At 46.8% G+C, this 24,291-nt stretch carries 23 protein-coding genes and 2 pseudogenes; 16 read left to right on the forward strand and 9 right to left on the reverse strand.

Annotated elements, in window-relative coordinates; genetic code table 11:
* Position 1 precedes the first annotated feature (1 nt).
* The 12 genes from gspE (at position 2) to ACX5J7_RS02890 (ending at position 9,993) form a co-directional block, all read left to right on the forward strand.
* Entirely contained in the window at positions 2 to 1,561 is a 1,560-nt protein-coding gene (gene gspE / locus ACX5J7_RS02835) for a type II secretion system ATPase GspE (protein ID WP_020746846.1), read from the forward strand.
* Entirely contained in the window at positions 1,562 to 2,788 is a 1,227-nt protein-coding gene (gene gspF / locus ACX5J7_RS02840) for a type II secretion system inner membrane protein GspF (RefSeq protein ID WP_498706036.1), read from the forward strand.
* On the forward strand, positions 2,788 to 3,225 hold the full coding sequence (gene gspG / locus ACX5J7_RS02845) for a type II secretion system major pseudopilin GspG (RefSeq protein WP_012520130.1): 438 nt from the start codon (positions 2,788 to 2,790) through the stop codon (positions 3,223 to 3,225). The genes gspF and gspG overlap by 1 nt, the downstream gene beginning before the upstream one ends.
* A 5-nt stretch (positions 3,226 to 3,230) precedes the next feature.
* A complete protein-coding gene (gene gspH / locus ACX5J7_RS02850; protein ID WP_498706038.1) occupies positions 3,231 to 3,857 on the forward strand; it encodes a type II secretion system minor pseudopilin GspH in 627 nt (208 codons plus the stop codon).
* Positions 3,854 to 4,333 (forward strand): type II secretion system minor pseudopilin GspI, encoded by a 480-nt coding sequence (gspI, locus tag ACX5J7_RS02855; RefSeq protein WP_498706040.1) that lies wholly within the window; start codon positions 3,854 to 3,856, stop codon positions 4,331 to 4,333. The genes gspH and gspI overlap by 4 nt, the downstream gene beginning before the upstream one ends.
* Position 4,334: 1 nt before the next feature.
* A complete protein-coding gene (gspJ, locus tag ACX5J7_RS02860) occupies positions 4,335 to 4,961 on the forward strand; it encodes a type II secretion system minor pseudopilin GspJ (RefSeq protein ID WP_498706042.1) in 627 nt (208 codons plus the stop codon).
* Entirely contained in the window at positions 4,958 to 6,031 is a 1,074-nt protein-coding gene (gene gspK, locus ACX5J7_RS02865; RefSeq protein ID WP_498706044.1) for a type II secretion system minor pseudopilin GspK, read from the forward strand. The genes gspJ and gspK overlap by 4 nt, the downstream gene beginning before the upstream one ends.
* Positions 6,031 to 7,230, forward strand: a complete 1,200-nt coding sequence (gene gspL / locus ACX5J7_RS02870; RefSeq protein ID WP_278384659.1) for a type II secretion system protein GspL — start codon at positions 6,031 to 6,033, stop codon at positions 7,228 to 7,230. The genes gspK and gspL overlap by 1 nt, the downstream gene beginning before the upstream one ends.
* Entirely contained in the window at positions 7,227 to 7,706 is a 480-nt protein-coding gene (locus ACX5J7_RS02875; protein ID WP_498706046.1) for a type II secretion system protein M, read from the forward strand. The genes gspL and ACX5J7_RS02875 overlap by 4 nt, the downstream gene beginning before the upstream one ends.
* Positions 7,703 to 8,467, forward strand: a complete 765-nt coding sequence (locus ACX5J7_RS02880; protein WP_498706048.1) for a type II secretion system protein N — start codon at positions 7,703 to 7,705, stop codon at positions 8,465 to 8,467. Before ACX5J7_RS02875 ends, ACX5J7_RS02880 begins: the two co-directional genes overlap by 4 nt.
* Before the next feature lie 91 nt (positions 8,468 to 8,558).
* A complete protein-coding gene (locus tag ACX5J7_RS02885; protein WP_498706049.1) occupies positions 8,559 to 9,548 on the forward strand; it encodes a DUF945 family protein in 990 nt (329 codons plus the stop codon).
* Positions 9,532 to 9,993: a DUF945 family protein gene (locus ACX5J7_RS02890; protein ID WP_498706050.1), complete on the forward strand. Its 462-nt coding sequence runs from the start codon at positions 9,532 to 9,534 to the stop codon at positions 9,991 to 9,993. Before ACX5J7_RS02885 ends, ACX5J7_RS02890 begins: the two co-directional genes overlap by 17 nt.
* Positions 9,994 to 10,135: 142 nt before the next feature.
* Here ACX5J7_RS02890 and ACX5J7_RS02895 read toward each other — a convergent pair whose 3' ends face one another.
* The 3 genes from ACX5J7_RS02895 to yrfG all read right to left on the reverse strand — a co-directional run bounded on the left by ACX5J7_RS02895 (position 10,136) and on the right by yrfG (position 13,127).
* The gene (locus tag ACX5J7_RS02895) at positions 10,136 to 11,524 is read right to left on the reverse strand and encodes an NAD-dependent succinate-semialdehyde dehydrogenase (protein WP_015068471.1); all 1,389 of its coding nucleotides are present in this window, start codon (positions 11,522 to 11,524) and stop codon (positions 10,136 to 10,138) included.
* Between the two features lie 330 nt (positions 11,525 to 11,854).
* Entirely contained in the window at positions 11,855 to 12,400 is a 546-nt protein-coding gene (gene yjjX / locus ACX5J7_RS02900; RefSeq protein ID WP_012520140.1) for an inosine/xanthosine triphosphatase, read from the reverse strand.
* Between the two features lie 13 nt (positions 12,401 to 12,413).
* A complete protein-coding gene (gene yrfG, locus ACX5J7_RS02905; RefSeq protein WP_498706051.1) occupies positions 12,414 to 13,127 on the reverse strand; it encodes a GMP/IMP nucleotidase in 714 nt (237 codons plus the stop codon).
* Positions 13,128 to 13,198: 71 nt separating this feature from the next.
* On the opposite strand from yrfG, the gene nudE reads away from it, so the two are divergent.
* The 3 genes from nudE (at position 13,199) to ACX5J7_RS02920 (ending at position 15,322) form a co-directional block, all read left to right on the forward strand.
* A complete protein-coding gene (gene nudE, locus ACX5J7_RS02910) occupies positions 13,199 to 13,762 on the forward strand; it encodes an ADP compounds hydrolase NudE (protein ID WP_012520142.1) in 564 nt (187 codons plus the stop codon).
* Between the two features lie 2 nt (positions 13,763 to 13,764).
* Positions 13,765 to 14,610 carry a 3'(2'),5'-bisphosphate nucleotidase CysQ gene (gene cysQ, locus ACX5J7_RS02915; protein ID WP_012520143.1) on the forward strand — a complete coding sequence of 282 codons (846 nt, stop codon included), beginning with the start codon at positions 13,765 to 13,767 and terminating at the stop codon, positions 14,608 to 14,610.
* 127 nt (positions 14,611 to 14,737) lie between these two features.
* Complete coding sequence (locus tag ACX5J7_RS02920; protein WP_012520144.1) at positions 14,738 to 15,322, forward strand: YceI family protein; 585 nt, start codon at positions 14,738 to 14,740, stop codon at positions 15,320 to 15,322.
* 146 nt (positions 15,323 to 15,468) lie between these two features.
* Here ACX5J7_RS02920 and mdoH read toward each other — a convergent pair whose 3' ends face one another.
* Positions 15,469 to 17,463: a glucans biosynthesis glucosyltransferase MdoH gene (mdoH, locus tag ACX5J7_RS02925; protein WP_012520145.1), complete on the reverse strand. Its 1,995-nt coding sequence runs from the start codon at positions 17,461 to 17,463 to the stop codon at positions 15,469 to 15,471.
* Positions 17,444 to 19,075 carry a glucan biosynthesis protein G gene (locus ACX5J7_RS02930; protein WP_015068475.1) on the reverse strand — a complete coding sequence of 544 codons (1,632 nt, stop codon included), beginning with the start codon at positions 19,073 to 19,075 and terminating at the stop codon, positions 17,444 to 17,446. The genes mdoH and ACX5J7_RS02930 overlap by 20 nt, the downstream gene beginning before the upstream one ends.
* Positions 19,076 to 19,826: 751 nt before the next feature.
* Between ACX5J7_RS02930 and ACX5J7_RS02935 the strand changes: the two genes are divergently transcribed.
* Complete coding sequence (locus tag ACX5J7_RS02935; RefSeq protein ID WP_012520147.1) at positions 19,827 to 20,381, forward strand: outer membrane beta-barrel protein; 555 nt, start codon at positions 19,827 to 19,829, stop codon at positions 20,379 to 20,381.
* Positions 20,382 to 20,435: 54 nt separating this feature from the next.
* On the opposite strand, the gene ACX5J7_RS02940 is transcribed toward ACX5J7_RS02935, so the two are convergent.
* The 4 genes and pseudogenes from ACX5J7_RS02940 to ACX5J7_RS02955 form a co-directional block, all read right to left on the reverse strand.
* Complete coding sequence (locus tag ACX5J7_RS02940; RefSeq protein WP_012520148.1) at positions 20,436 to 20,669, reverse strand: YheU family protein; 234 nt, start codon at positions 20,667 to 20,669, stop codon at positions 20,436 to 20,438.
* 50 nt (positions 20,670 to 20,719) lie between these two features.
* A pseudogene (locus ACX5J7_RS02945) lies at positions 20,720 to 21,755 on the reverse strand (hydrolase).
* A 20-nt stretch (positions 21,756 to 21,775) separates the two neighbouring features.
* Positions 21,776 to 22,279 carry a TIGR02444 family protein gene (locus tag ACX5J7_RS02950; protein WP_498706054.1) on the reverse strand — a complete coding sequence of 168 codons (504 nt, stop codon included), beginning with the start codon at positions 22,277 to 22,279 and terminating at the stop codon, positions 21,776 to 21,778.
* Positions 22,266 to 24,219, reverse strand: a pseudogene (locus ACX5J7_RS02955) (ATP-binding cassette domain-containing protein). The gene ACX5J7_RS02950 and the pseudogene ACX5J7_RS02955 overlap by 14 nt, the downstream one beginning before the upstream one ends.
* Between the last annotated feature and the right edge of the window lie 72 nt (positions 24,220 to 24,291).

Raw genomic sequence — 24,291 nt, forward strand, 5'->3', positions numbered from 1 at the left:
TATGGCGGATGAACAACTTACTCAAGCACTAGAGGCCCAAGAAGAAGCCCTAGAAGCCATGGGTGATGACGCCGGCGTACCTGAAGCAGAGGCCGGCCCTAAGCAGCTCTCTTTTAGCTTTGCTAAGCGCAACCAGGTGCTGCTTGAAACCAACGAAACGCCAGCGGTGCTGTATTTTACAGAAAACACGCCGTTTGACGTGTTTGCAGAAGTGCGTCGCTTCTACGGCGAGCCTTTTATACCGAAAACTATACCCGCTGACGAATTTGAAAACTTACTGACTAGCGCGTTTCAGCGCGATAGTTCTGCAGCGAAGCAGTTAATGGAAGACTTAGGCAACGAAAGCGACTTATTCGCCCTTGCAGAAGACTTACCCGACACTGAAGACCTGCTAGATAGCGAAGACGACGCCCCTATTATCAAGCTTATTAACGCCATGCTAGGTGAGGCAATTAAAGAAGGCGCGTCAGATATTCATATCGAAACGTTTGAAAACCAGCTTGTGGTTCGCTTTCGGGTAGACGGTGTGTTGCGGGAAATTTTGCGCCCCAATCGCAAGCTTAGCTCTATGCTGGTATCGCGTATAAAAGTAATGGCCAAGCTAGATATTGCAGAAAAACGCGTCCCCCAGGATGGCCGTATTACACTGCGTATTGCCGGGCGAGCGGTAGACGTTCGTGTTTCGACGATGCCTTCTAGCCACGGCGAACGTGTGGTACTGCGTCTTTTAGACAAAAACAACGCCCGCTTGAACCTAGAAGATTTGGGCATGACGCTGCAAAACCGTAACCATTTCTCGACGTTAATACGAAAACCACACGGTATTATTTTGGTTACTGGCCCTACCGGTTCCGGTAAAAGTACCACCTTGTACGCAGGGCTTACCGAGATAAACTCCCGCGATAGGAATATTTTAACGGTAGAAGATCCTATCGAATTCGACCTGCCAGGCATCGGACAAACGCAGGTTAACCCCCGTGTAGACATGACCTTTGCACGAGGCCTTCGCGCAATTTTGCGTCAAGACCCCGATGTTGTCATGGTCGGTGAGATTCGTGATATCGAGACTGCGCAAATTGCCGTTCAGGCCAGTTTAACCGGTCACTTAGTGCTTTCTACCCTGCATACTAACACCGCCGCTGGCGCCATTACTCGCTTAGAAGACATGGGCATAGAGCCTTTCCTTTTATCTTCCAGTTTATTGGCAGTACTGTCACAGCGACTTGTTCGTACGCTATGCCCAGACTGTAAAAAGCCGCATACGCCAGATGCGTCTGAACTTGAAATATTAGGCCAAGGAGCCACCAGCAGCACTACAATTTACAAACCTCACGGCTGTGCAGCGTGTAACCAAACCGGCTATCGCGGGCGTACGGGTATTCACGAATTGCTTTTAGTTGATGAAAAAGTGCGTGAAATGATGCACGAAGGTGTGGGCGAACAAGCCATTGAGCGCTACATCAGAACCTCTACCCCAAGCATCCGTGAAGATGGCTGTAGTAAAGTGCTTATCGGTGAAACCTCTCTTGAAGAAGTGCTTCGAGTAACGAGGGAAGACTAGATGGCGGCGTTCGCTTATAAAGCGGTTAATGCCCGCGGTAAAAATACAAACGGCGTACTTGAAGGTGATAATGCACGTCAGGTGCGTCAACAGCTGCGCGAAAAGGGTTTGATCCCTCTAGAAGTAGAGCAAGTTGCAGAGCGCACACAAAGCGAAGGCAAAGGCCTTTCATTTTCACTGTTTAAACCACGCATTTCAGCCTCCGATTTAGCGCTACTTACACGGCAAATGGCTACCCTTGTAGAGTCGGCCCTTCCGGTTGAAGAAGCCTTGCTTGCCGTTGCGGAACAATGCGAAAAGCCCCGCCAGAAAAACATGATGATGGCAGTACGCAGTAAAGTCGTGGAAGGTCACGGGCTTGCTGATGCCCTAGGACAGTTTCCCAGTGTGTTTGACGAGTTATACCGCGCCATGGTGGCGGCAGGTGAAAAGTCAGGCCACCTTGATACCGTGCTTAACCGCTTAGCCGACTATACCGAGCGCAGGCAGCAAACCCGCAGCCAAATTACTCAGGCGATGATTTATCCATCGTTAATGCTGTTCTTTGCAATGGGTATCGTACTGCTGCTTTTAACCGTGGTAGTACCAAAAATTGTGGGGCAATTCGACCACATGGGGCAAGACCTTCCGGGTATTACCCAATTCCTTATTTCAGTGAGCACTTGGCTTCAAAACTACGGGTTGTTCATGCTAATCGGCATAGGCGTGCTTATTGTTATTATACAGCGCGTATTGCAGCAAAAGCATATGAAGCTGCGCTATCACAAAGCGCTTTTAACCTTACCTTTGATAGGCCGCGTGTCGCGCGGTTTAAACACGGCCCGCTTTGCACGTACGTTAAGTATATTAAGTGCCAGCGCAGTGCCGCTACTTGAAGCTATGCGTATTTCAGGCGATGTCCTTGAAAATCAGTATATTAAAAATCAAGTAGCCGACGCCGCTATTAACGTAAAAGAAGGTAGCAGTTTGCGGGCTGCGCTGGATAATACAAAAATGTTTCCACCTATGATGATGCATATGATTGCGTCAGGTGAAAAGTCGGGCGAGCTCCAGCAAATGTTAGCTCGCGCCGCAGATAATCAAGATAGGGAATTTGAAGCGCTTATTGGTGTCTCACTTAAGGTATTTGAACCCTTACTTATTGTATCGATGGCGGGCATTGTTCTGTTTATCGTTATGGCAATATTGCAACCAATTTTAGCATTGAACAACATGGTGAATATTTAATGAAAACACTTAATCGCAGTTCTGGTTTCAGTTTGATTGAAGTCATGGTCGTACTTCTAATCATCGGTATTATGGCCTCTATGGTTGCACCGCAAATCTTGGGTAACCAAGAAGAAGCGCAGCTTAAAAAAGCCGCTGTTGATATACAGCAAATGGAAAGTGCGCTTGAAATGTACAAGCTTCGCAACAACCGTTTCCCAACCACTGAGCAAGGCTTAGACGCCCTGGTAACCGCACCTACCATCGACCCAATTCCACGCAACTACCCTGAAGGCGGCTTTATCAAGCGTTTACCTGAAGATCCGTGGGGCAACCCTTACGCGCTAATTAGCCCGGGAGAGCTTGGCGTAGTCGATATTTTCTCAAACGGTCCAGACGGTGAGCCAGGCACTGATGATGATATTGGTAACTGGAATATCAACGAGTATTTGAACTAACTCTTATGCGAAGCAGCGGCAGTACCTACAAACACAATATAGGCTTCACCCTTTTAGAAGTCATGTTAGTACTGCTGCTAATGGGTCTAGCCGCTGGCTACGTCATGTTTAACGCTTTTGGGGCGAGTAAGTCTGACTTACTTAAATCACAAGCCCAGCGCCTGCAGGTCATTGTTGATATGGCCAGCGACTTCGCAGTGTTAAATCAGCAGCAGCTTGGTGTACGCTTTGAAGCGGACAAAAATGAGTATTATTTTGTTTATTTAGACGACGATGACCAGTGGCAGCGCATAGAAGGTGAAAAGACCTATGAGCCCTACACCTTGCCCGAGCCCTTCACCTTCAACTTAAACCTTGATGACTTGCCGTGGGACGTTGAAGACCGACTGTTTGACCGTGAGTTGTTTGACGAGAATTTAAGCGTGTCTGACGAAGGCGTTGAGATAGGCAACGAAGAAGAAAAGAAGCTTCCTCCCCCACAAATTCTCATTATGTCGAGCGGCGAAATTACCCCTTTTACGCTGTCGTTTAACTATGAAGGTGATGATGGCGACGACCCCGTCTATTATAGCCTTCAAAACCAAGATCTACCGCCTTTAGTGCTTGAAGGGCCGCTGGAGCGTCCGTTATGAAGGCATCCATTTTTAAGCGCAAAGCAGCTGCAAAGACACCGTTGACAAGGTCGTTTTTCAAACCTGCACTGGATAAAAGCAGCAATTTACCCTATGCCCCGCGCTACCAAACTGGATTAACCCTGCTTGAAGTGATGGTGGCGCTACTTATTTTTGCGCTTACCGGCACCGCCGTACTCAAAGCGGCAGGCGAGCATTTATCCAGTGTTGGGCAGATAGAGTCGGTGACCTTCGCCAACTGGGTGGCAAGCAACCGCTTAAACCAACTTCAGCTAGATACTACGTGGCCGCCTAAGAACAATTTGAAAGGTACCATGGAGATGGCCGATCGCACCTGGTACTGGCAACAAACCGTCACTAAAACCAATGACAATGATTTACGGTCTGTCACCGTTTCTGTCGGCGAAGACGAAAGCTACGACAGCTCCGTAACGTCTGTGACGACCTTTGTCGCAAAGCCGACGGCGGGAAATTAGTATGCAGCGCGGTTTTACGCTTATTGAAATACTGATAGCCATGGCCATTTTCACCCTCATCGGCTTGGCATCAACAGGTTTACTTACCACGGTTATCGACAGTAACGATATTTCAGAAGAGCGCTTTGCAAAGCTTCAACTATTGCAGCGCGCCATGATCACCATTGAACGAGACCTTCAACAAGCAGTGCCTCGCGCAGTAAGAATTAACGGTGAAAAACAAGAAGTGGTAATGGCGGGCGGCGAAACAGACGACAGCGATGATGATGGCATTGGCTTTGTGCGCGGAGGCTGGCACAACCCTCAGCTAATGCTCCCAAGAAGTACCTTACAGTACGTCGCTTACCGCTTAAAAGAGAACAAGCTAGAGCGTTTATACAGTAACTATGTTGACAATGTTATTGGCTACGAGCCCAAAGTACGGGTGCTGCTAGAAGACGTAGAAAGTTTAAAAGTTGAGTTTCTTGCCACCTCGAACAGCAGTTCATTAGATGAGGATGACGATATCTCTTGGAGTGAGAGCTACAAGGGTTCAACACTTCCTCGCGCCGTAGCGGTGGAGTTTGTTAGCAAGGACTTTGGCAAAATTCGCAGGGAATTCACCTTAACAACGGGTGAATCATCATGAGCATAACAAACAATAACACGCCGCTAAAAAAGTACAGACAAGCGAGCTCAACTATTGCAAAGCCGCAACTTGGTAATGCACCGGGCAAGCAGCAGGGTGTGGCGCTAATGATCGTTTTGATGATTGTGGCGCTAGTTGCCGTGCTGGCTACCGAAATGGGCACGCGGCTGCAGCTTCAAGTTCAGCGCACCATGAACTTAAAAGACAATAATCAAGCCTACTGGTATGCCATGGGAGCAGAAGCGTTTGCAAGAAAGTCCATCCAATCTCTTGTTGAACAAAGCCCTGAGGTCATTTCTATTGATCAACCTTGGGCGCAGGAATTTAGCTATCCGTTAGAAAACGGCGGCCTAACGGCAAACTTAGAAGACCTACAGGCCTGTTTTAATCTTAACGCTATCACATCGGGTAGCGCTTCGAATAACGCAAATAGCGCCTCGAGCAATACCACTGAGGCTATGGAAGCCTTTCACACTATGCTGCTATCACTTAGTGTTGATGGACTAGATAACTACACCGCTGACACGCTACGCGACAGTCTTGCCGACTGGGTGGATGACGACGACAACATGCGACCGTATGGGGCAGAAGACAGCGAGTATGAATCGAGAGAATTTCCATACCTTGCAGCTAACGGACCACTGGCATCAAAAAGTGAATTGCGTATTATTAACGGAGTGTCACCAGAATGGCTAAACGCATTACTGCCTTTAGTGTGTGTGATCCCAGATTACAGTGAGTTAAAAATTAACGTTAACACGTTAGAAGAAGAAGATGCACCGCTGCTGGCAGGGTTAACAGGGCTTGATATTCAACAAGCTGCAAGTTTGCTAAGCAGTCGCCCACAAAATGGGTGGGACGATACCAACGCGTTTTTAAGCGAACCGTCTATTCAGGCACTGAATTTAACAAGCTCTCGACAAGACTGGTTTTCAGTTAAAACTGAATATTTTATGTTGCATACAAAAACACAATACAACAAAGCAACCTTTAAGCTTTCCACCGTGTTTCACGCTAGCGCCGATAGCGGCGTTAATGTTGTGAATCGCGAGTTTGGGGGAACCTATTAATGGAACAATTATTGGTGCGTTTAGGCGCCAACTACACCGATCCGATAAGCTGGCTGGTTTATTCAAAAACAGAAGATGAAATTATTGCTTCTGGTGAACTGCCAAGTGCAGAAGACTTATCTACGCTAACCGAACGCGCAGGCCAGCGAAGCGTTATTGCTTTAGCTCCTAGCAGTGACATATTGCTCAAATGGGTAGAGCTACCGCCTAAAGCGGGTCGTAAGATACTCAGCGCTATCCCGTTTATGCTTGAAGACGAGTTGGCTACCGACATTAGCCAACAGTTCTTTGCCATTGGCCCTAAGCGTGGCGATGAGCAAGCGGTGGCGATAGTCAGTCACGAAAAGATGCTTCAATGGCAAGCTTGGTTAAGCGAAGCTGGTCTTTTCTGCGATACCATTATTCCTGACGTTCTCGCCGTTCCTGCAACGCCTAATGGCTGGTCGGTACTCACAATAGGCGAGCAGTTACTGGTTCGCCAAGATGAGTTTAAAGGCGTTCAGGGCGAGCAAGCGTGGTTACTACCAACCCTTGTGCATTTCACTGCGCAGCAAGAAGCCCCGGTGACTATCACAAACTACGCGGGTATCGATTTAAGTAGCTTGCCCAATATCGAAGAAGCACAGGCACCACTTGAGTTGCCCATGCAAGTATTGGCTAAAGAAGCCATGCAAAGCAGCTTTAACTTATGCCAAGGCGAGTACAAACTTAAACGCAAACGCAGCGGTGTGCTAAGCCAGTGGCGTGTAGCCGCAGTGCTCGCGGTACTTGCACTGTGTACCAGTCTTATTGATAAGGGCGTTACCCTTTATCAGCTAAAATCGGAAAACCAAGCGCTTAGCAGTGAAATAAATGCTGCGGTAAAAGCAGGCTTCCCCAATATTGGCACTTATCGCAACGTTCGATTAAAGCTACAAAGTGAGCTTGCAAAGCTAGAGCAGGGCGGCGGTGATGCCTCTATGCTTATTATGCTAGATCAGCTTGCGCCAGCATTCACAGCAACAGACGTTAAGCCTCAAACCTTGCGCTTCGACGCCTCGCGCACTGAAATTCGCATTCAGGCACAAGGTAAAAATTTTGAAGCATTAGAGCAGTTTAAACGCAGCGCCGAAAACGCGGGCTTTCTGGTTGAACAAGGTGCTATCAATAACCGTGACAACGGCGTTGTAGGTACAGTGTCAGTAAGGAGTACGTCGTGAACGCACTTTTAGAAAAATACAAAGCCCTCACTGAACGTGAGCAAAAACTGGTGCTTATTTCCGCTGTTATGATTGCGATTGCGCTGTTCTATTTTGCTGTTTGGTCGCCACTTAATACTGCTTTAGACAAACAGAAACAGCTGCTTGATAACCAGCAGTCGCTTTTAGTTTGGGTAAAAGACAGCGGTGCACGCGCACAGCAATTACGCCGCAGTACGGGCAGTAAACGCGCCTTTTCTGGCTCTTTACCCCAAGCGGTAAACCGCACTACCGCTCAGCACGACATTGCTATTTCACGCATGCAGCCTCAGGGTGATGAGCTTCAAGTGTGGGTAGATCAAGCGCCTTTTAACGCGGTTTTAGACTGGCTAAAAGCCATGGAAAACATGGGCGTAGTTGTTCTTCAAGCCGATATTGCCGAAGCAGATGTCCCAGGCTATATCAAAATTCGCCGACTACAGTTAGGTAAAGCATGAAGTCGAAAGTTAGTTGGATAATAGGCGGCATTCTCGCCTTTTTATTGTTTGCCATCGCATACATGCCTGCAGTACAAGTGATTGGCCGACTGTCGCTGCCAAATAATGTTTCTATTAGCGGGGTCAGCGGCAGCTTATTTTCGGGTAAAGCGCAGACGGTGGTAGTGAATAGCCTGCCAATTAATAACGTAAAATGGGAGCTTAATCCGCTACACCTGTTACTGGGTAAAGTTAAGCTAGACCTCAAAGCAGGTAACATTCGCGATAAAAACGACATTGCCTTTGAAGGGCCTGTTACCACCGGGCTTTTTAGCCAAAATACGGTTAATACTGAAAACTTTACCCTTTACCTTCCTGTAGACAGAGTGCTTGCGCAGGTTCGCTTACCTCTGCCCGTTAACGCAGGGGGGCGCTTTAAGGTTTCGCTTAATAACCTAACCTTTGGTCCAGCGTGTGAATCGCTTGATGGTACGGGAGATTGGCTTAATGCAACGGTAGCCGGTACCCAAGGCCCCATTGATTTCGGAACCTACTCTGCGACACTTCGTTGTGAAGGTGAAGATATTGGCATAATGGTGAACGAGCCTAATTTGCTAAGCTTATCTATGGATGCGGTTATACCGACAAACATGAAAAACATTCGAGTGAGCGGTAAATTTAAGCCTGATGCGAGCTTGCCCAATGAAGTTCATCAAGCGGCACGCTTATTTGGTACGCCTAATAACAGTGGCTTTATTGCGTTTCAGATTCCTCGAACGTAACTTATAGAGCAACGATAAATTGTCTAGGCCATAAACCGATTATGGCCCAGGCCCCATGTAAATTGATTATTTCTGAACAAAGGATTGTACAATGAACAAACCTCTTTTAGCCGGCGCAGGTGTTACTTTAGTTGCGCTTGGTGTTGCCCCCTATTTTATCGGCTCTAGCGTTCACGAGAATGTCAACGCAGCAGTAAACGAAATGAATGAACAAGCCGTCTACTCGGCCGAAGTACTTTCGTACGACAAAGGCTGGTTTTCGACAACGGCAGAAATCAAACTTGCTGTCGACTTTCAAGCGCTAGTCAATGCACAAAATGTCGATGCAGCTGAAATGCCTATTGAAGAAAACCCTAGCGTTACCGCTACCTTGGTTGCTCATCACGGCCCTGTATATTTTGGCGACGGTGTAGGATTAGGCCGCGTTCACTACACGGTGTTTATTGATGGCGATAAATTAAGAGAGTACGTTCAATGGGATGCGCAACAACCCATTTATCGCAATGAAGGCGTGGTTGGACTATTTGGCGGTCTCAGCTACGCAGATGTTATTCCAGCCCTTAGCGCAACCAATGAGGAAGAAGGTTTCACCCTGCTTTTCTCTGGCTATAAGGGTGAAGCTGCACCTGATGGCGACCAGACGTTATATACGTCTTTTGGTGAATCGCTAAGCATCAACGCTGATGAGTTTTCGATGAAATTATCCAATTTATCCATGGATGTAAGCTATGACGGCAGTATGGTAGAGGCCTTCAAGGGCGACCTGTTTGAATCGAAAGTCAAAGCACTTATCGAAAATATGGAAGTTACCGGCCTTGAAGCAGGAGAAACGGTAAAGCTTGAGAATATTGCCCTTGTAACAGACACCGATATTGATGAAGACAGCAACACAGCCAATGTTTACGTGGAATACGCTATTGATAAGGTAACGGGGCCCGACCTTGAAGCCTCTGACATGGTGTTAGGTGTTGCCCTAAATAACTTAGACGTTGATTTCATCAAAGCTTACCAAGATTTTAGCAATACATCACTGCTCGTGCCCTCAGAAGAAGTCCCCGCCCAAAATGATGGAATTTATTGAGGCTAACTTGCTTACTCAGCTTAAAGCAGAGCCTGAGCTTAACATTACCAAGCTTAAAGCAACCTTACCTGAAGGCTCGTTTAACGCCTACGCAAATACCAAGTTAGTTGGTATTGATGCGCTGCCAGGTACGATGGAAGATGTGGCTTATTGGGTAACACACTTACTGGCCGATGCACAAGTAACCGCCGACAAAGCCTTTGCGCAAAGCGTAGCGTCTGGCTACATGATGGGGCAGTTAATGGCAACGCCGCAAGCGCAAAATATGTCGGCAGAAGAGCTTGAAGCCGCTGTCGAGCAGCAAACCCCAATGGTTTTAAGCACCTTTGCTCAGCAAGGCTTGATAAAAGAAACCGAGAATGGTTACGAGACAAAATTAGTGCTTAAAGATGGCAAAGCCAGCGTTAACGGTACGCCTATTCCGCTACCTTTTGCGCCTCAATAGCAAGTAACAACACAAAAGGCGCCAGACACGTGCAGTGTCACCCGATACAGCTAGCGCCAAATTCTAGCTTATTTAGCCTAAATAAAAAAACGGGCACGTAATACGTGCCCGTTTTTAATTAACGATATTAAATAGCTAATGACTATTCAGCAGCCTTCTCCGCTACCATAATGGTTTTAATGTTTACGAACTCACGCATACCATATCCACCGTGCTCACGACCATAGCCGCTATCTTTTACGCCACCAAAGGGTAGGTTAGGCTGGGCTAACGAGTAGCCGTTGATATTTACCATGCCCGTATCGAACTCGTCTTTAGCAAGTTCTACCGCTTTGTCAGTATCTGTACTAAAAATACCGCCGCCTAAACCATAGCGAGAATCGTTCGCTACCTCCATGGCTTGCTTATCATCACGGGCGCGTATTAATGAGGCTACGGGACCGAACAGTTCGTCATCGTATGCAGGCATACCAGAGGAGACGTCTTCAAGTACCGTTACCGGGTAGAAGTACCCATCCGAATCTGGGATCTCGCCACCTAACGTTAACGATGCACCGGCATCTAGCGACTTTTTCACTTGCTCATGAAGCTCATCACGTAAATCTTCTCTCGCCATTGGGCCTAAATCGGTATTCTCATCGGTGGGGTCGCCCACTTTAAGTTTTTTACACTTCGCGACGAATTTATCTCTAAATTCATCATATACGCTATCGACTACAACAAAGCGCTTCGCAGCAACACAAGTTTCGCCGTTATTGATCACACGACCTTGAATACACATCTCTACCGCATTATCGATATCTGCATCTTCAAGTACCACAAAGGCGTCGTTACTACCCAACTCCATTACGGTTTTCTTCGATAAACTGGCGGCTTCTTTTGCTACCTGTTTACCAACTTCATCACTACCGGTAAAAGTTACGCCACGAACATATTTGTGTTTTATTAAGTCACTGGCCGTACTGCCGTCTATAAGCAGCGACTGATAAACATTTTTCGGGAAACCCGCATCTTCATACATTTGTTGAATAGCCTGGGCCATACCAAATACATTCTGCGCGTGTTTAAGTACCGTTGTGTTACCCGCCATAATGTTCGACACACTGTAGCGAATAACTTGGTATAGCGGGAAATTCCAAGGCTGAATACCTAAGATAACGCCAATGGGTTGATAGGTAATAATAGCGCGACCACCTTCGAAGATACGGTGCTCATCTTCTAGCATTGATGCACCATGCTCGGCGGTATAACGACATATTTGTGCACATAATTGCACTTCTTGCTTACCCTGCGCCGTTACTTTCCCCATTTCTCGGGTCATTAAGCTTGCAAGGTCATCAATGCGTTCTTCCATTAAGTCAGCAAGGTTGTTTAGCAAATCGGCGCGGGTTTCAAATGATGTACGGCGCCAGTTCAAGTAAGCTTCTTGTGAGCGTGTTACGGCTTGCTCTGCGTCCTCAGCTGACATCAAATGATAATGATCGATCTTTTCACCTGTAGCAGGGTTGTAGGTATTGATTGTCTCACTCATTGTCACTCTCCTTAATCCGTTTGGTCTAAAGATGGTGCAACTAAAAAGCCAAGGTGCCACAAAAGCTTTTAGCCAGAATTTTCAATAGGTTAATATTAAAATCAAGTGTAACGCGTAAAAGATAAAGTAAAACTAATTGGAAAAGATTCCCTAACGCAGTAAAGATTTCAGAGCGAGTGCTCAGTATTTGAGGCTGATCACAATGTATTGCTTAAACCCAAGAAAAACTCACCATTATCGAAGATGTTAGTGAGTTTTCGGTGAATTCCAGCCTTTTTACTGTATCTAAAAGAAGTAACCCAGATTTACAATATTTTTATGAAAGGGAGGTTAGTCGGTATAAAGATCGGGAAAGTGGAACTTCGCCATAGCGAGGGTTAACGCGACTTCATAGACGCTTTGTCGCGTGGCGTGATTTAAGGTGAGAAGACCTATAGCTCCGCCTTTTTGTTTCACGTTGACCGTATCGAAAAGCTTATCCATTACTGCCCCTAACTCTTCACCGCGCTGCAATGCCTGATACACACTAACGGGGATAGGCAGGCTGGCGCTTCTTGAAACCGACCAATGCCCCTCGTGATATATCGCTACATAAGCAAACGTTGCAGGGCCATCTTCGAAAACGTCGACACCGCCTTCAATCGCCACGTACCAAGCATCGGTTAACCCGCCTTGATGGTGTGCAAGCATGGCTTTAATACGATTGATGGCACCTAGGCGGGTTTCATCTTCATTCATAGGCTGGTCAGGTACGCCACTTGGCACTGCCACACCTTGTGCATCAAAATCATGCTCTAACGTGTCAGATAGAGTGTTGAGTGCCGCATTCACTTTTACCGGGTTTATCGACCCAACGTAAATTGTATCTGAGACCATTGGCTTTCGTCCTTCAAAAACGTGCTTTTGCGACATTAGTCACTGGATTTGCTTTGATATCTTCAAGCATCAAGCGATAGTCTCGCACTGCCGGGAATTCACTAATATTGCGATTAGGCAACGTGCTGTCTGGGTTATCTACTGCCAGTAAATGCTTAATACCGTAAGTCTTAGCTGCATTCAATATGGGAAGAGAGTCATCGACGAATAACGTGCGACTGGCGTCAAATTCAACCTGGGCTTGTAATCGCTCCCATAGCAGCTGAGATTCTTTTGTCACACCAAACTCATGGGTAGAAATTAAGTTATCAATGTGAGAATCAAGCTGAGTATGCTCAATTTTAAGCGCCAAACTATGAGGGTGAGCATTGGTGACCAGTACAACTTCTCTGCCCGATGCATGGAGCGCATCAAGGAATGGAATGGTGTCTTCGCGAAGTGCCAATAAATGGGCGAGTTCCCGTTTTAGCGGCATAAACTCGTTTTCTAAGTCGAGTGTCAGTGACTCGGCCCAATAATCGAGGCAATACCACTGAATTTGACCAAACACTGCCTCGTAGCGCTTAGACATTTCTTGCTGAGTTTGCGCCTCTGAAACCCCTCGTAATTCAGCCAGACGCTTTGGTAAATGATGCAACCAGAACTGATTGTCATAGTGAAGGTCCAACAGGGTACCGTCCATATCGAGTAGTACAGTGTCTATTTCATTCCAGGGCAGAAAGGGCAAGCGATTTTCCTTATAATGAAGTAAGCTAATAAATTGTATACAAGTATGATAACAAAGTTGTAGCGAGAGACATGCCGAAAATTGATCCGAACAAGCCGTTACCACACATTCATTCTCGTGAAATCGTAGCCCAAAGCAAGCTCTTTAGGGTAGAACGCCTAGACCTTGAGTTTTCTAATGGCGCCACCCGTGAATTCGAAAGAATGGCAGGGGGTAACCGGGGCGCTGTAATGATTGTGCCTATGCTAGATGAAAATACCATGGTTTTAATTCGCGAATATGCTGCGGGCACACATTCGTATCAACTTGGTTTCCCAAAGGGCCTTATTGACCCCGGCGAGACCGCTATTGAAGCTGCCAACCGCGAACTTCAAGAGGAAGCAGGATTTGCTGCTAACGATCTCATTGAACTTCACCAAGTGAGTATGGCCCCCACGTTTTTCAACGCCAATATGACCATTGTATTGGCGCGCGACTTGTATCCCAAACAACTAGAAGGCGATGAACCCGAGCCTCTTGAGGTGATTCATTGGCCTTTAGACGAAGCAGATGCTTTACTTGCTCGAGAAGACTTTATAGAAGCACGCTGTATTGCCGCGCTGTTTTTAGCTCAAAAGTGGTTTAAGGAACAATAAACATGCCCGATGACGCCCATGCCGACCTACTAGAACTTGCAAAGAAAATTGCCGTTGAAGCTGGTGAAGCCGTATTAGAAGTCTACGACAAAGGTGAGTTTGACGCTTACCAAAAAGAAGACGAGTCCCCTGTCACCAGCGCAGATTATTTGGCAAATGATATTATTAATAAGCGACTAAAAGCCGCTACACCTGATATCCCTATTCTTTCAGAAGAGAATAAACACGCAAGTTTAGAAGAGCGAAAGCATTGGCCACGTTATTGGCTTATAGATCCTATTGACGGTACACAAGAATTCATCGCCAGAAGCGGTGACTTTGCCGTTAATATTGCGTTAATTGAAAATAATGAGCCCACCATTGGGGTTATATTTTGGCCGCCAGGTCAGTCTTTGTATTACGCCGAAAAAGGGAAGGGTGCATTTAAGTCTTCTCCTGATGGCGACCACCCCATAAAAGTACGCAAGCTAGACGACCCCAAAAGCAGCGTTGTTATGATTGCGATTAGTCGTCGTCAGTCTCGCGAAAAAGTGTTAAGTAGAATGTGCGCTAGGCGCGTATACCAAACACTACCGTTAGGCAGCTGTTCGCTGAAAGCCTGTTTCATTGCTGAAGGCAAAGCCGATGTATTTATGCGAATCGGCATTACCGGTGAATGGGACACAGGCGCATCTCAGTGCATAGTCTCTGAGGCAGGCGGTAGCATTGCCGCAGCTAACTTTGAACCGCTTACCTACAACCAGCGTCATTCGTTAGAGAACCCAGATTTTGTGGTAATGGGCGATCAACGGGTGCCGTGGCAAGACGTTGTCCAGTATGATGACTTCGTAAACCCACATACGCATTAGCACGTAACAAATTACATAGCGCAGCGTGCTAACCTACGTATAATAGCGTAGTAATGTTGCTGGGCCACATTACTCTGGTCGTGGTTAAATCAAGCCAGATGGAACCAATTTGTAAAAGGAGTAACCTATGATGACTACACGTATTCGCACGTTGTCGACAGCATTGCTCGCTTGTGGGCTAGCATTTCCCGCTGCAGCCGACTGGTCAATTGACAGCGAAACAAGTGTGCTGCATTTCTTATCTACGAAAAACGCACAAGTTACAGAAGTTCATAAGTTTGATAGCTTCAACGGCACCCTGTCTGATAGCGGTAAGTTAAGCGTTGCGGTAGATTTATCGTCTGTTAATACAGCGATTGATATTCGCAATCAGCGAATGCAAGACATGCTATTTAATGTATCAAAGTTTGCACAAGCAACATTTGAAGCTAACCTACCTGAGTCGATGATGAATCTGAAAGCAGGTGAAGTGGCAAACGGAAACGTTGATGGCATTTTAGTGCTTCACGGCAAGGCGGTCCCTACATCATTTTCAGTAACCGCAAGTAAGGTAGATGAAGGTACATTAACCGTATCAACTACCGCACCTACGCTTATTAAAGCCGAGTCATTTGGTCTCGCAGAGGGTGTCGCGGCACTTCAAAAGATTGCTGGCCTGAAGAGCATTACAACCACTGTACCTGTTACCTTCGCGGTAACGTTTGAACAATAGTAAGGGTGCAATGTGCGCAAAGAGGAACCTCGCGCCTTAAGGTAGCTTGAACACCTCGTGCTAATGCGCAACTGACCTCTTATTTCGTAAAGGTACAAAAAACCGCACTTTATGTGCGGTTTTTTAATTCTCGAAACAAAATCAACCTATTGGGTGTTATTAGAAAGCCTGTAACGCATAGGCAAGGGCTTTTCACTGAGCGTCTGTACCGGCATGTTCTGCCATGTATTTTCCGGTAAAGCAGGAACTTCAGCGTTATGCTGTGAAATAGCAAAGTAGTCCATGGCCACACGTAAACGCTTCAGGGCTTTGCATTCCTTTACCTCTTGGTCGATAACAAACACACCCCACCGACGCATTGCTAAGCCCAGCTTATCGCTACTGGTTAAACGAATAACCGGGGCTGCTAACACCATGCCTACCAATACCGGCAGCAGCCACATAAATAGCGATGGCGTGAAATAAAACGTGGTTACGCCCCACGCCACTGCTAGACAACTCATTATCTGCGTGTGCTTGATAGCTACCGTCCAAGGTACTTTGCGACCTTCCCGTTCTTGCGCTTCCCATTTAACTGAATGACCAACGAACACACTAATAACAAAGTAGCTGTGATAAAACATCATCAGCGGCGCAATGAGCACAGCCATTGTTAGCTCTAATGCCGCGCCTTTTATCAGCGCCCACGCGCCGCCAAACTCGCTGCGACGCTTCATGAGCGCAAGAGCAATACCCAAAAGTTTAGGTAGGAATAATAAGGCCGCCGTGCCCCACATGGTCACCATCATCATATCTTGGCGTGCCACCTGCCAGCTAGGGAATAATTGGTATTCAGACACGAAGAATTCCGGTACCGACGTAGCGCGAATAAGCGCATCTGCCGTGCCTAACGCCAGCATACAAAACAATATAAGCGAAGAAATGTAGGCAAAGGCACCAAACAAAAAATGCAGTCGGTTGGCCATTTTCAAGCCTTTCACGTTTAACAACCCTAGGTGCTGTATATTGCCCTGCACCCAACGGCGGTCGCGGATGGCGTAGTCGACAATATTGCTTGGCACTTCTTCATAACTGCCCGTGGTGTCGGTGAGCAAGTAAGCTTGCCAGCCTGCTCGGCGCAATAGCGCCGCCTCGACAAAGTCGTGGCTTAGAATTTCGCCGCCAAAGGGAGCGCGACCTTCAAGAGTAGGAAGCCCACAATGCTGCATAAATGGCGCTATACGTATAATGGCATTGTGCCCCCAATAGTTAGCACTGTCGGTTTGCCAAAATGACAACCCAGTGGCTAACATAGGGCTATATAAGTGCGCCGCGAACTGCACAAAGCGCCCGAAGAAGGTATTTTGACGTACCGGCATAGGAATAGTTTGAACAAGCGCCGTATCCGGATTTTGCTCAATACGACGAGCAAGGTCCTGCATACGCTCCCCCGTCATTACGCTATCGGCGTCTAATACAATCATCGACTCATAGTTAGCACCCCAGCGCTCGCAAAATTCTTTAAGATTGCCTACTTTTCTATGCAGGTTCTTTTCTCGTCTGCGATAGAACACCTGGCTTGAATACCCACCAAGACGTTTTTTCAAACGTGTGAAGGCACGAAGCTCTGCATCCGCTTTCGCCATATCACGGGTGTCGCTTAGCATATAAAAATCAAACTGCGCGCTATTGTCGCTATCCATCAGTTCGCGAATACATGCTTCAAAACCCACCATAATGCGACGAGTATCTTCGTTGTATACCGGCATTACTACGGCGTGCTTTTGCCCAAGTGGTGTAGCGGAATCTGGCTGCGCTTGAATTCGGCGCAAGCTTAACGGGTCAATGTTGAAAAGCTGTAAGAAGAATCCAATAATCCCCGTCCAAAATGCCATACATAGCCAAGCAAACAGGGTTAACCCCAGCCCCAGCTGTGCAATTTCTAAATTGGTGAGGCCGTTAGGTAAAAATATTTCGTATAAACTCCAACCGGCCAGCGCCGTGCTTGGAATCACTAGCATTGCCATGATAAACAAACGCATATGCTCTCCTTTTAAGATGAAATGTGACCCGCGTTTTGCGGTGTCGCTTTTAACCTGAGGCACGGCTTTAGCCCCGTTAGATAATGCTGTATCTGTGCGCTTAGTTTGGTTGATAGACATAATTCCACACCTCACTGACACGTTGCCCGTCTTGCTCGATATAAGCGCGCATATCAACCGTTTGCTTCTCGTTCGGTTTAACAAAGAAAGTAGCGCGCCATTCCTGTCCATCGGCTACGGGGTAAAGGCGCTGCTTAGAGATTGCGCCATTAGCGCCTTGAACCACTAGTTTCATAGATTTTTCATCAAAACTAAGAGACTGCGGTGCGCTGAAATCCACACTAAACTGACGGGTATTATTCAAGCTGTCGTCTTTAAATTCGTCACCTGGCAGTACCGCTTTACCTTGGCGAGTGCGCACTACTGACGCCAGTTCGCTAACGAATGGGTTTTGCTCAACGGTTTTAAGATCGTAGGAAAAGTACAGCGACTCACCGGAATTAAAGGGCTTTTCAGGCGTCCAGAACGCCACAATGTTGTCGTGAATCTCAGATTTTGTAGGTATCTCGACGACTTCAAGACGACCTTTTTCAAAACCTTCTTGGGGGGTAACCCAAAGACCTGGACGTATGTGATAGTTAGCTTCTGCATCTAAGTAGTTATCCCACTCACCATCGCGCTGCAGCATACCGAAACCTTTGGGGTTCGTATCGCTAAGCGAGGTCACTTGAAGGCGAGCTGGATTTGTAAGGGGGCGCCAAATCTCTTCACCCGCGTGGGTAACCATAAGTACGCCATCGCTGTCGTGAACTTCCGGACGATAATCGTCGTGGCGCTTCTCTGTATTTTCACCGTACAGGAACATACTGGTGAACGGCGCGATGCCTAGCTTGCTCACATCATCTCGTGCGAACAACCAGCTTTCCACTTTAACACTGGTATCGATGTCGGGCTGAATGACAAACTTATAAGCGCCGGCTACCGACGGACTTTCTAAGCGCGCGTAAATAGTAATAGGTTTGCCTTCGCCAGGCTCGATAATCCAAAACTCGGTAAAGTGAGGAAACTCTTCCCCTTTCGCGAGTGCCGTATCGATAGCCAGCCCGCGGGCCGATATGCCATATACCTGATTTTTACCAACAAGGCGAAAATAAGAAGCACCTAAAAATACAGCAAACTCGTCTTTATACTCTTCATTTTTAAGTGGGTAGTGAACGCGAAAACCCGCAAAGCCCGACTTATCATCGGTCAACCCTGCCAACGCTGATGCTGAACCATCGTAGTTAAACATCTCACTGTTAAACGCAAGGCGCTCAGGTTTATTACTTTCGCCTATCGTATGAATGGTCACCGGGTATTCGTACAGAAACCCTGGGTGGAAAAATTGCAGCTCATAGTCGTTTTCACCGTGCCAAAGACTTTGCTCGGGTTTAAAGCGAATAGAACGATACGTTGTGTAGTCAATTTCTTTTAACTTGCTGTTTAGCCCATGATCGTCTTGCTCATAGCTCTGAGTGGCTGATTGACGAGCCGCATCAATAATAGATTGTAAAATTGGCGATGTTTTCTGTGGCTGATTGTCTTCATTAACCTCAACAGCCCCTGCCTGATGAAATGTCACTAACGCGATAACGCTGGTCATCGCCAAAAGAATGCGTGACAACCCTAGCTGTCGGGGCTTACTCGCACTCTTTTTTGAAACTTTATTAAAAATAAAAACTGGCTTAGCCATCCGTCCTCTCCTTATGAAAACAATGGTTGTCCAGGTGGCTATGTGGCTTTGGCTTGCTATCCGAGTTATCGAAAAAAATTAGCGTAAGTAATCAAATTAAAAGACTTTACCAAAGCGTTCGTGATTCAAACCACACGAAGAAAGGTGCTCTACTCCTTTCTTATTCACCCTATCGTTGTGAAGCAAACGCCCTGTCAAAACGGTAGGAGTGAAAATTGGACAACGCATAAGCACTTCAGCAAAAGCCGTTCCAATACGAAGAAGCGCTGCGTCACTTTATATTTTTCACAATACTTACAATGACTTACTTCTAATTTAATTGAGTTACAGCGGGTAACCTTGTTTTGTAAATATGTCGAGAGGGTTAGACAAAAGGTTAATTGTTGGTTTTTAGCGACACCTAGACGTGCCAACTTTTCCTCGCAGTATAAAAAAGATGCGACATATCATGAATTCAACGTTGTGACATTATTTAAGCGAAGTGAAAATTACGCATATTTATTAATGACATATAGGAAATTTACCGGCTGGTAACAGCACGCATTATCGGTGTTGGCAAAGGCCTTGCTACTCACCATGTTGATAATTAAATCGGACACGATTTCTTTACGGAAATAGAAACGGTGGCGTGAAGCATTGTTATGCCATCAACACAGTGACTTGTTAGCAGCACGTTATTTGCGCTTACTCTATGACACACGGGTATTGCGTAAGTAGAAGCAAGTCGCTGAACACATTAAGGAGTTATCACATGCGTAAAACAATCACACTTATCACGGCAGCACTTGCTGCAGCAACACTTCCTCTTTCAGCAATGGCTGACAAGCCTGACTGGCGTTACGTAGAAGGTGGTTACACCAAAATGGACTTTGACAACAACGAGTCTTTTGAGCCAGACGGCCTAACGGTTAATGGTAAATATCTTTTAAACAGCAACTGGTACCTAAACGGTGAGTACAGTTTTTTCGAAGAAGGTAACTTTGACTTCGACATGCTTACGCTAGGTGCTGGCTATCGTTTACCCGTAAACGCAACAACTGACGCCTACTTTGGTGCTAACCTAGAGCGTATAGACGGTGACGTAAATGACGAAACGGGCTATAGCATTAATGCTGGCCTACGCTCAATGATTACAGAGCAAGTTGAGCTAGCCGGTGAAGTGGGTTACTACGACGTAGATGATGGAGAAGCATCATTTAGAGTAGGTGCAAATTATTACATTACGCCGCAATGGGCTGTGGGAGCTAACTACAGAGTGATTGATGACCTAGACATTATGCAGGTTACTGCACGATACGCGTTTTAAGCCTCCCTCTCCTCAGGTAGGTTGCCGGGTTGCTCGACCCGGCTTTTTTGGTATCTATTCTGTTTCGTCACTAGGCTGAATATCTTCCTTTCGCTTAATATCCACGCTTTCATGAAGTTCTGAATACACCAAAACCGCGTCACCTTGCTTCAATCTCTCTAACACTTGCTGCACCTTCACCTCTAGGGCAACCTCTTGTTCGCCATAGTCGGTGCCTTCGCGCAGCACAAACGCTTCTGCCAAACTGTAAAGTGTATCGGCTTCTAGCGCATCTATTGGAATTATCATTCAGGCTCCTGAAAGTATGTTGTGTTTATCGTGTTTACACTATGTGGTATTTATCGGTTTAGATAGCCACAGGTGGTATTCACCGGCAGGGCTTCACTAACAAAGCGTTTCACGCGGTCATGCAGCCAAACCTTGGGATTTAATACAGAGCCCTGCATGAACCCTACGTGACCACCTCGCTCGCTAAGCTCTACCGTCACATTACGCGCAAGCTCTTCTTCTTGAGGCACAATTAGGTGGTTCATAAAGGGGTCGTCGATACTGTGCAGGACTAACGTAGGGCAGTGAATTGCGCTTAAAAAATGATAAGCACTGCATTTTTCATAGTAATCTTGAGCGTCTGCGAAACCGTGCAGTGGCGCGGTGATCTTCTCGTCAAACTGCGTAAAACTGGTTATCTCATGCACATCGCTTTTCGTTAACTGAATGAGCTTGCGATAGTCAATGTACTCCATCTTCTTAAGTAATGTGTTTTTCATGCTAGTAAGCAGATACTTTTGATAAACCCTAGAAAAGCCTTGGTTTATCGATTTAGCGCATTCAGACAGTTTTAGCGGAGAGGAGATGGCCACGGCCGCTTTTAGCCATTTTTGAGCTGGGTTTTCACCAAGTAATTTCAGCAGCATATTACCGCCTAGGGAAAATCCAATGGCGACTTTAGGAATACGTGGAAACTTATCGTGCAGCCACGCCAAGAAATAACTGGGATCTTCGGTTTCACCGCTGTGATAGGCCCGTGCTTTCAAATTTGGTACACCGCTACAGCCACGGTAATGCATCATTACCACCTGCCAGCCATTCACAGAGAGCTGCGCCATCATATCGTTAGCATAATGAGACTTAATACTGCCCTCTAGGCCATGAAACATCACGACTATGCCTGAGGTTTCTTGCGGTTTGGGGCCCCAAGCGACATCTACAAAGTCGTCATCGGGTAACGTTAAGCGCTCCATGTCGTAAGACAAAGGTAAACGCTTTTGAATAAAACGCGGCCAAATAGTCTGGACGTGACGGTTTTTCGCCCATCCCGGCACCTTAAAGCTGCTTTTTATTATTTTTTCCATGCGATAGCGCTGATTTACTCATTGTTATTTCTTATTGTGTTTTTACGATAGTTGTTTGATCACAAGGCTCACCAAACGTCGAGCCTCGCTATTGTCGCGAAGCGAGTAGGCATTAATTAACGCTGCGATAGATGCGTTAAATATATTTGAAGAAGATAGCTGCGCCTGCCCTAAGTATGTTACCGATTGCCCGTTAAACGATGTAACGATGTCGTGCTGCTGCGCTCGTTCAAGTTCAAGCTCTTCTTCTTTTAGCGCATCATAAACGGCTCTATCCCCCCCGTTATCAGGGTGTGCGGCTTTTCGTTTGGCTCTATGGGCTTGCAATGTTAAATCCGTTGGGGCCGCGGCCTCAATAACCGCTTTAAGCTGAGGCAAGTTTATAATGGTATTGTTCTCTAAGCACCAACATATCAGCAAGAGAATGTTAACATTCACCTTGTGATTGTCTTGCAGCAAAATAGCAAGCGGCGCCATGTCCCCTTTGGTATAGCGAGAAACGCTGTACGCCCAGAACGCACTGATCTCAAGATTAAGCGGTTGCATTGTCGTACTCTTCTCGTTTTAGCTCAATTTGCTCTTGCGCATCCAGCCACGCCATCTCTTCTTCTTCAAGCTGCTGTTTAAGCTGGGTTTGCTTGTCGAGCAAGGCCATTAGTTCGGCGTTTTTTATCGTCGCTATAAAGCGTGGTATCTGCCAGCGCTTCTTCTACGTCTGCAAGTTGTGCACTGCACTTTTCCATGGCCTTTTCGTGTTTGTCGATGGCTTTTTTGAAAGGTGCTACCGTTTGCCTGAACTCAGCTTCACGGCGTTTTTCTTCTTTACGGTCTACTTTACGTTCTGGCTTACTCGGCTCACCAGAGGCTTGCTGTGCTTCGTCCTTGGCGTCGCTATTGGCTTTCGCCTTTTCTGCGGCTTGCTGCTTTAAGATCCAGTCGCGATAATCGTCTAAGTCGCCCTTGAAGGGTTCAACCTCTTTGCTATCAACAAGATAAAAATCTTCGCACACCGATGACAATAGGAAGCGGTCGTGCGACACAAGGACCATGGCGCCTTCAAAGCCCTGCAGCGCGATATTAAGGGCATGACGCATTTCTAAATCTAAATGGTTAGTGGGTTCATCGAGTAGCAACAAGTTAGGCTTTTGATAAACAATTAACGCCAGCACCAACCGGGCTTTTTCTCCACCCGACATGGGGGCTACAGGCGCTAAGGCCTCGTCACCATTGAAACCAAACCCGCCGAGGTAATCGCGAAGCTGTTGTTCTGTAGCTTTCTCGTCGATGCGCTGCAAATGCAAAAGGGGCGTGGCATTGGCATCTAGCGTTTCCAACTGATGCTGGGCAAAGTAGCCAATTTTTAGGCCTTTTGCCGTATTAAAAACACCTTGCTTAGGCGCATGCACGCCAGCAAGCAGTTTGATCAATGTGGACTTACCTTGCCCGTTGCGCCCTAAAAGCCCAATTCGACTCCCCGGCACCAAGTTAAGCTTTACCTGCTGCAACACAATATGCTCATCGTAACCCAGCTGAATTTTTTCCATTTGAACTAACGGGTTCGGAAGCGCGGTGGGCGGCGCGAATGAAAAACTAAACGGGCTTGCCATATGGGCAGGCAATAGCGTTTCCATTTTTTCTAACTGTTTAATTCGGCTTTGCGCTTGCTTCGCTTTACTCGCTTTGGCTTTAAACCGCGTAATAAAAGAGTTTAGGTGCGCAACCTTTTGCTGCTGCTTTTCATATTCAATGTTTTGCAGACGTATACGCTCGGCGCGCTGGGTTTCAAAAGACGAGTAGTTACCGGTATAAGTAACGAGCTTTTGTTGTTCAACACTGATAATTTGCGCCACTGTGTTGTCGATAAATGCCTTATCGTGTGATATCAACAGCAACGTGCCAGCATATCGCTGCAGCCATTTTTCAAGCCATATTACGGCGTCTAAATCTAAGTGGTTAGTAGGCTCATCCAGCAGCAGTAAGTCAGACGGACAAAGCAGCGCTTGGGCGAGGTTTAATCGCATACGCCAGCCACCAGAAAAATCGCTAACCGGTGCGTTCAGCTGCGCATTAGTGAACCCGAGGCCTGAAAGGATGGTCGCTGCGCGGGCTTCCACATCATAAGCCCCAGCTTGTTCGAGCTGCCCATGAATTTGGCCTATTTTCACACCATCACCACTCTCTTCAGCGGCTTCTAACTGGGCCTGTAAGTCACGTAAATGTTTATCACCGTCCACCACATAGTCGATGGCCGTACGCGTCGTTGCGGGGGTTTCCTGCGCCACGCTTACTATGCGCCAATCACTGGGTACGCTACAGTCGCCCGCATCCACACTCAGCTCGCTACGTAACAGTGCGAAAAGTGTAGATTTCCCGCAGCCATTACTGCCAATTAGCGCCACTTTATGGCCCGGAAACACCTGTGCCGACGCCTCTTCTAGCAGCATTTTACGACCGCGTAGTAGGGATACGTTTGAAAGCTTTATCATAAGCAACCTGTGATGGAACAAACTTGGCCGCGTATAATATCAAAAACTTAAGGCAAAAGCTGATCAACAGGC

This window comes from Alteromonas infernus (assembly GCF_902705815.1).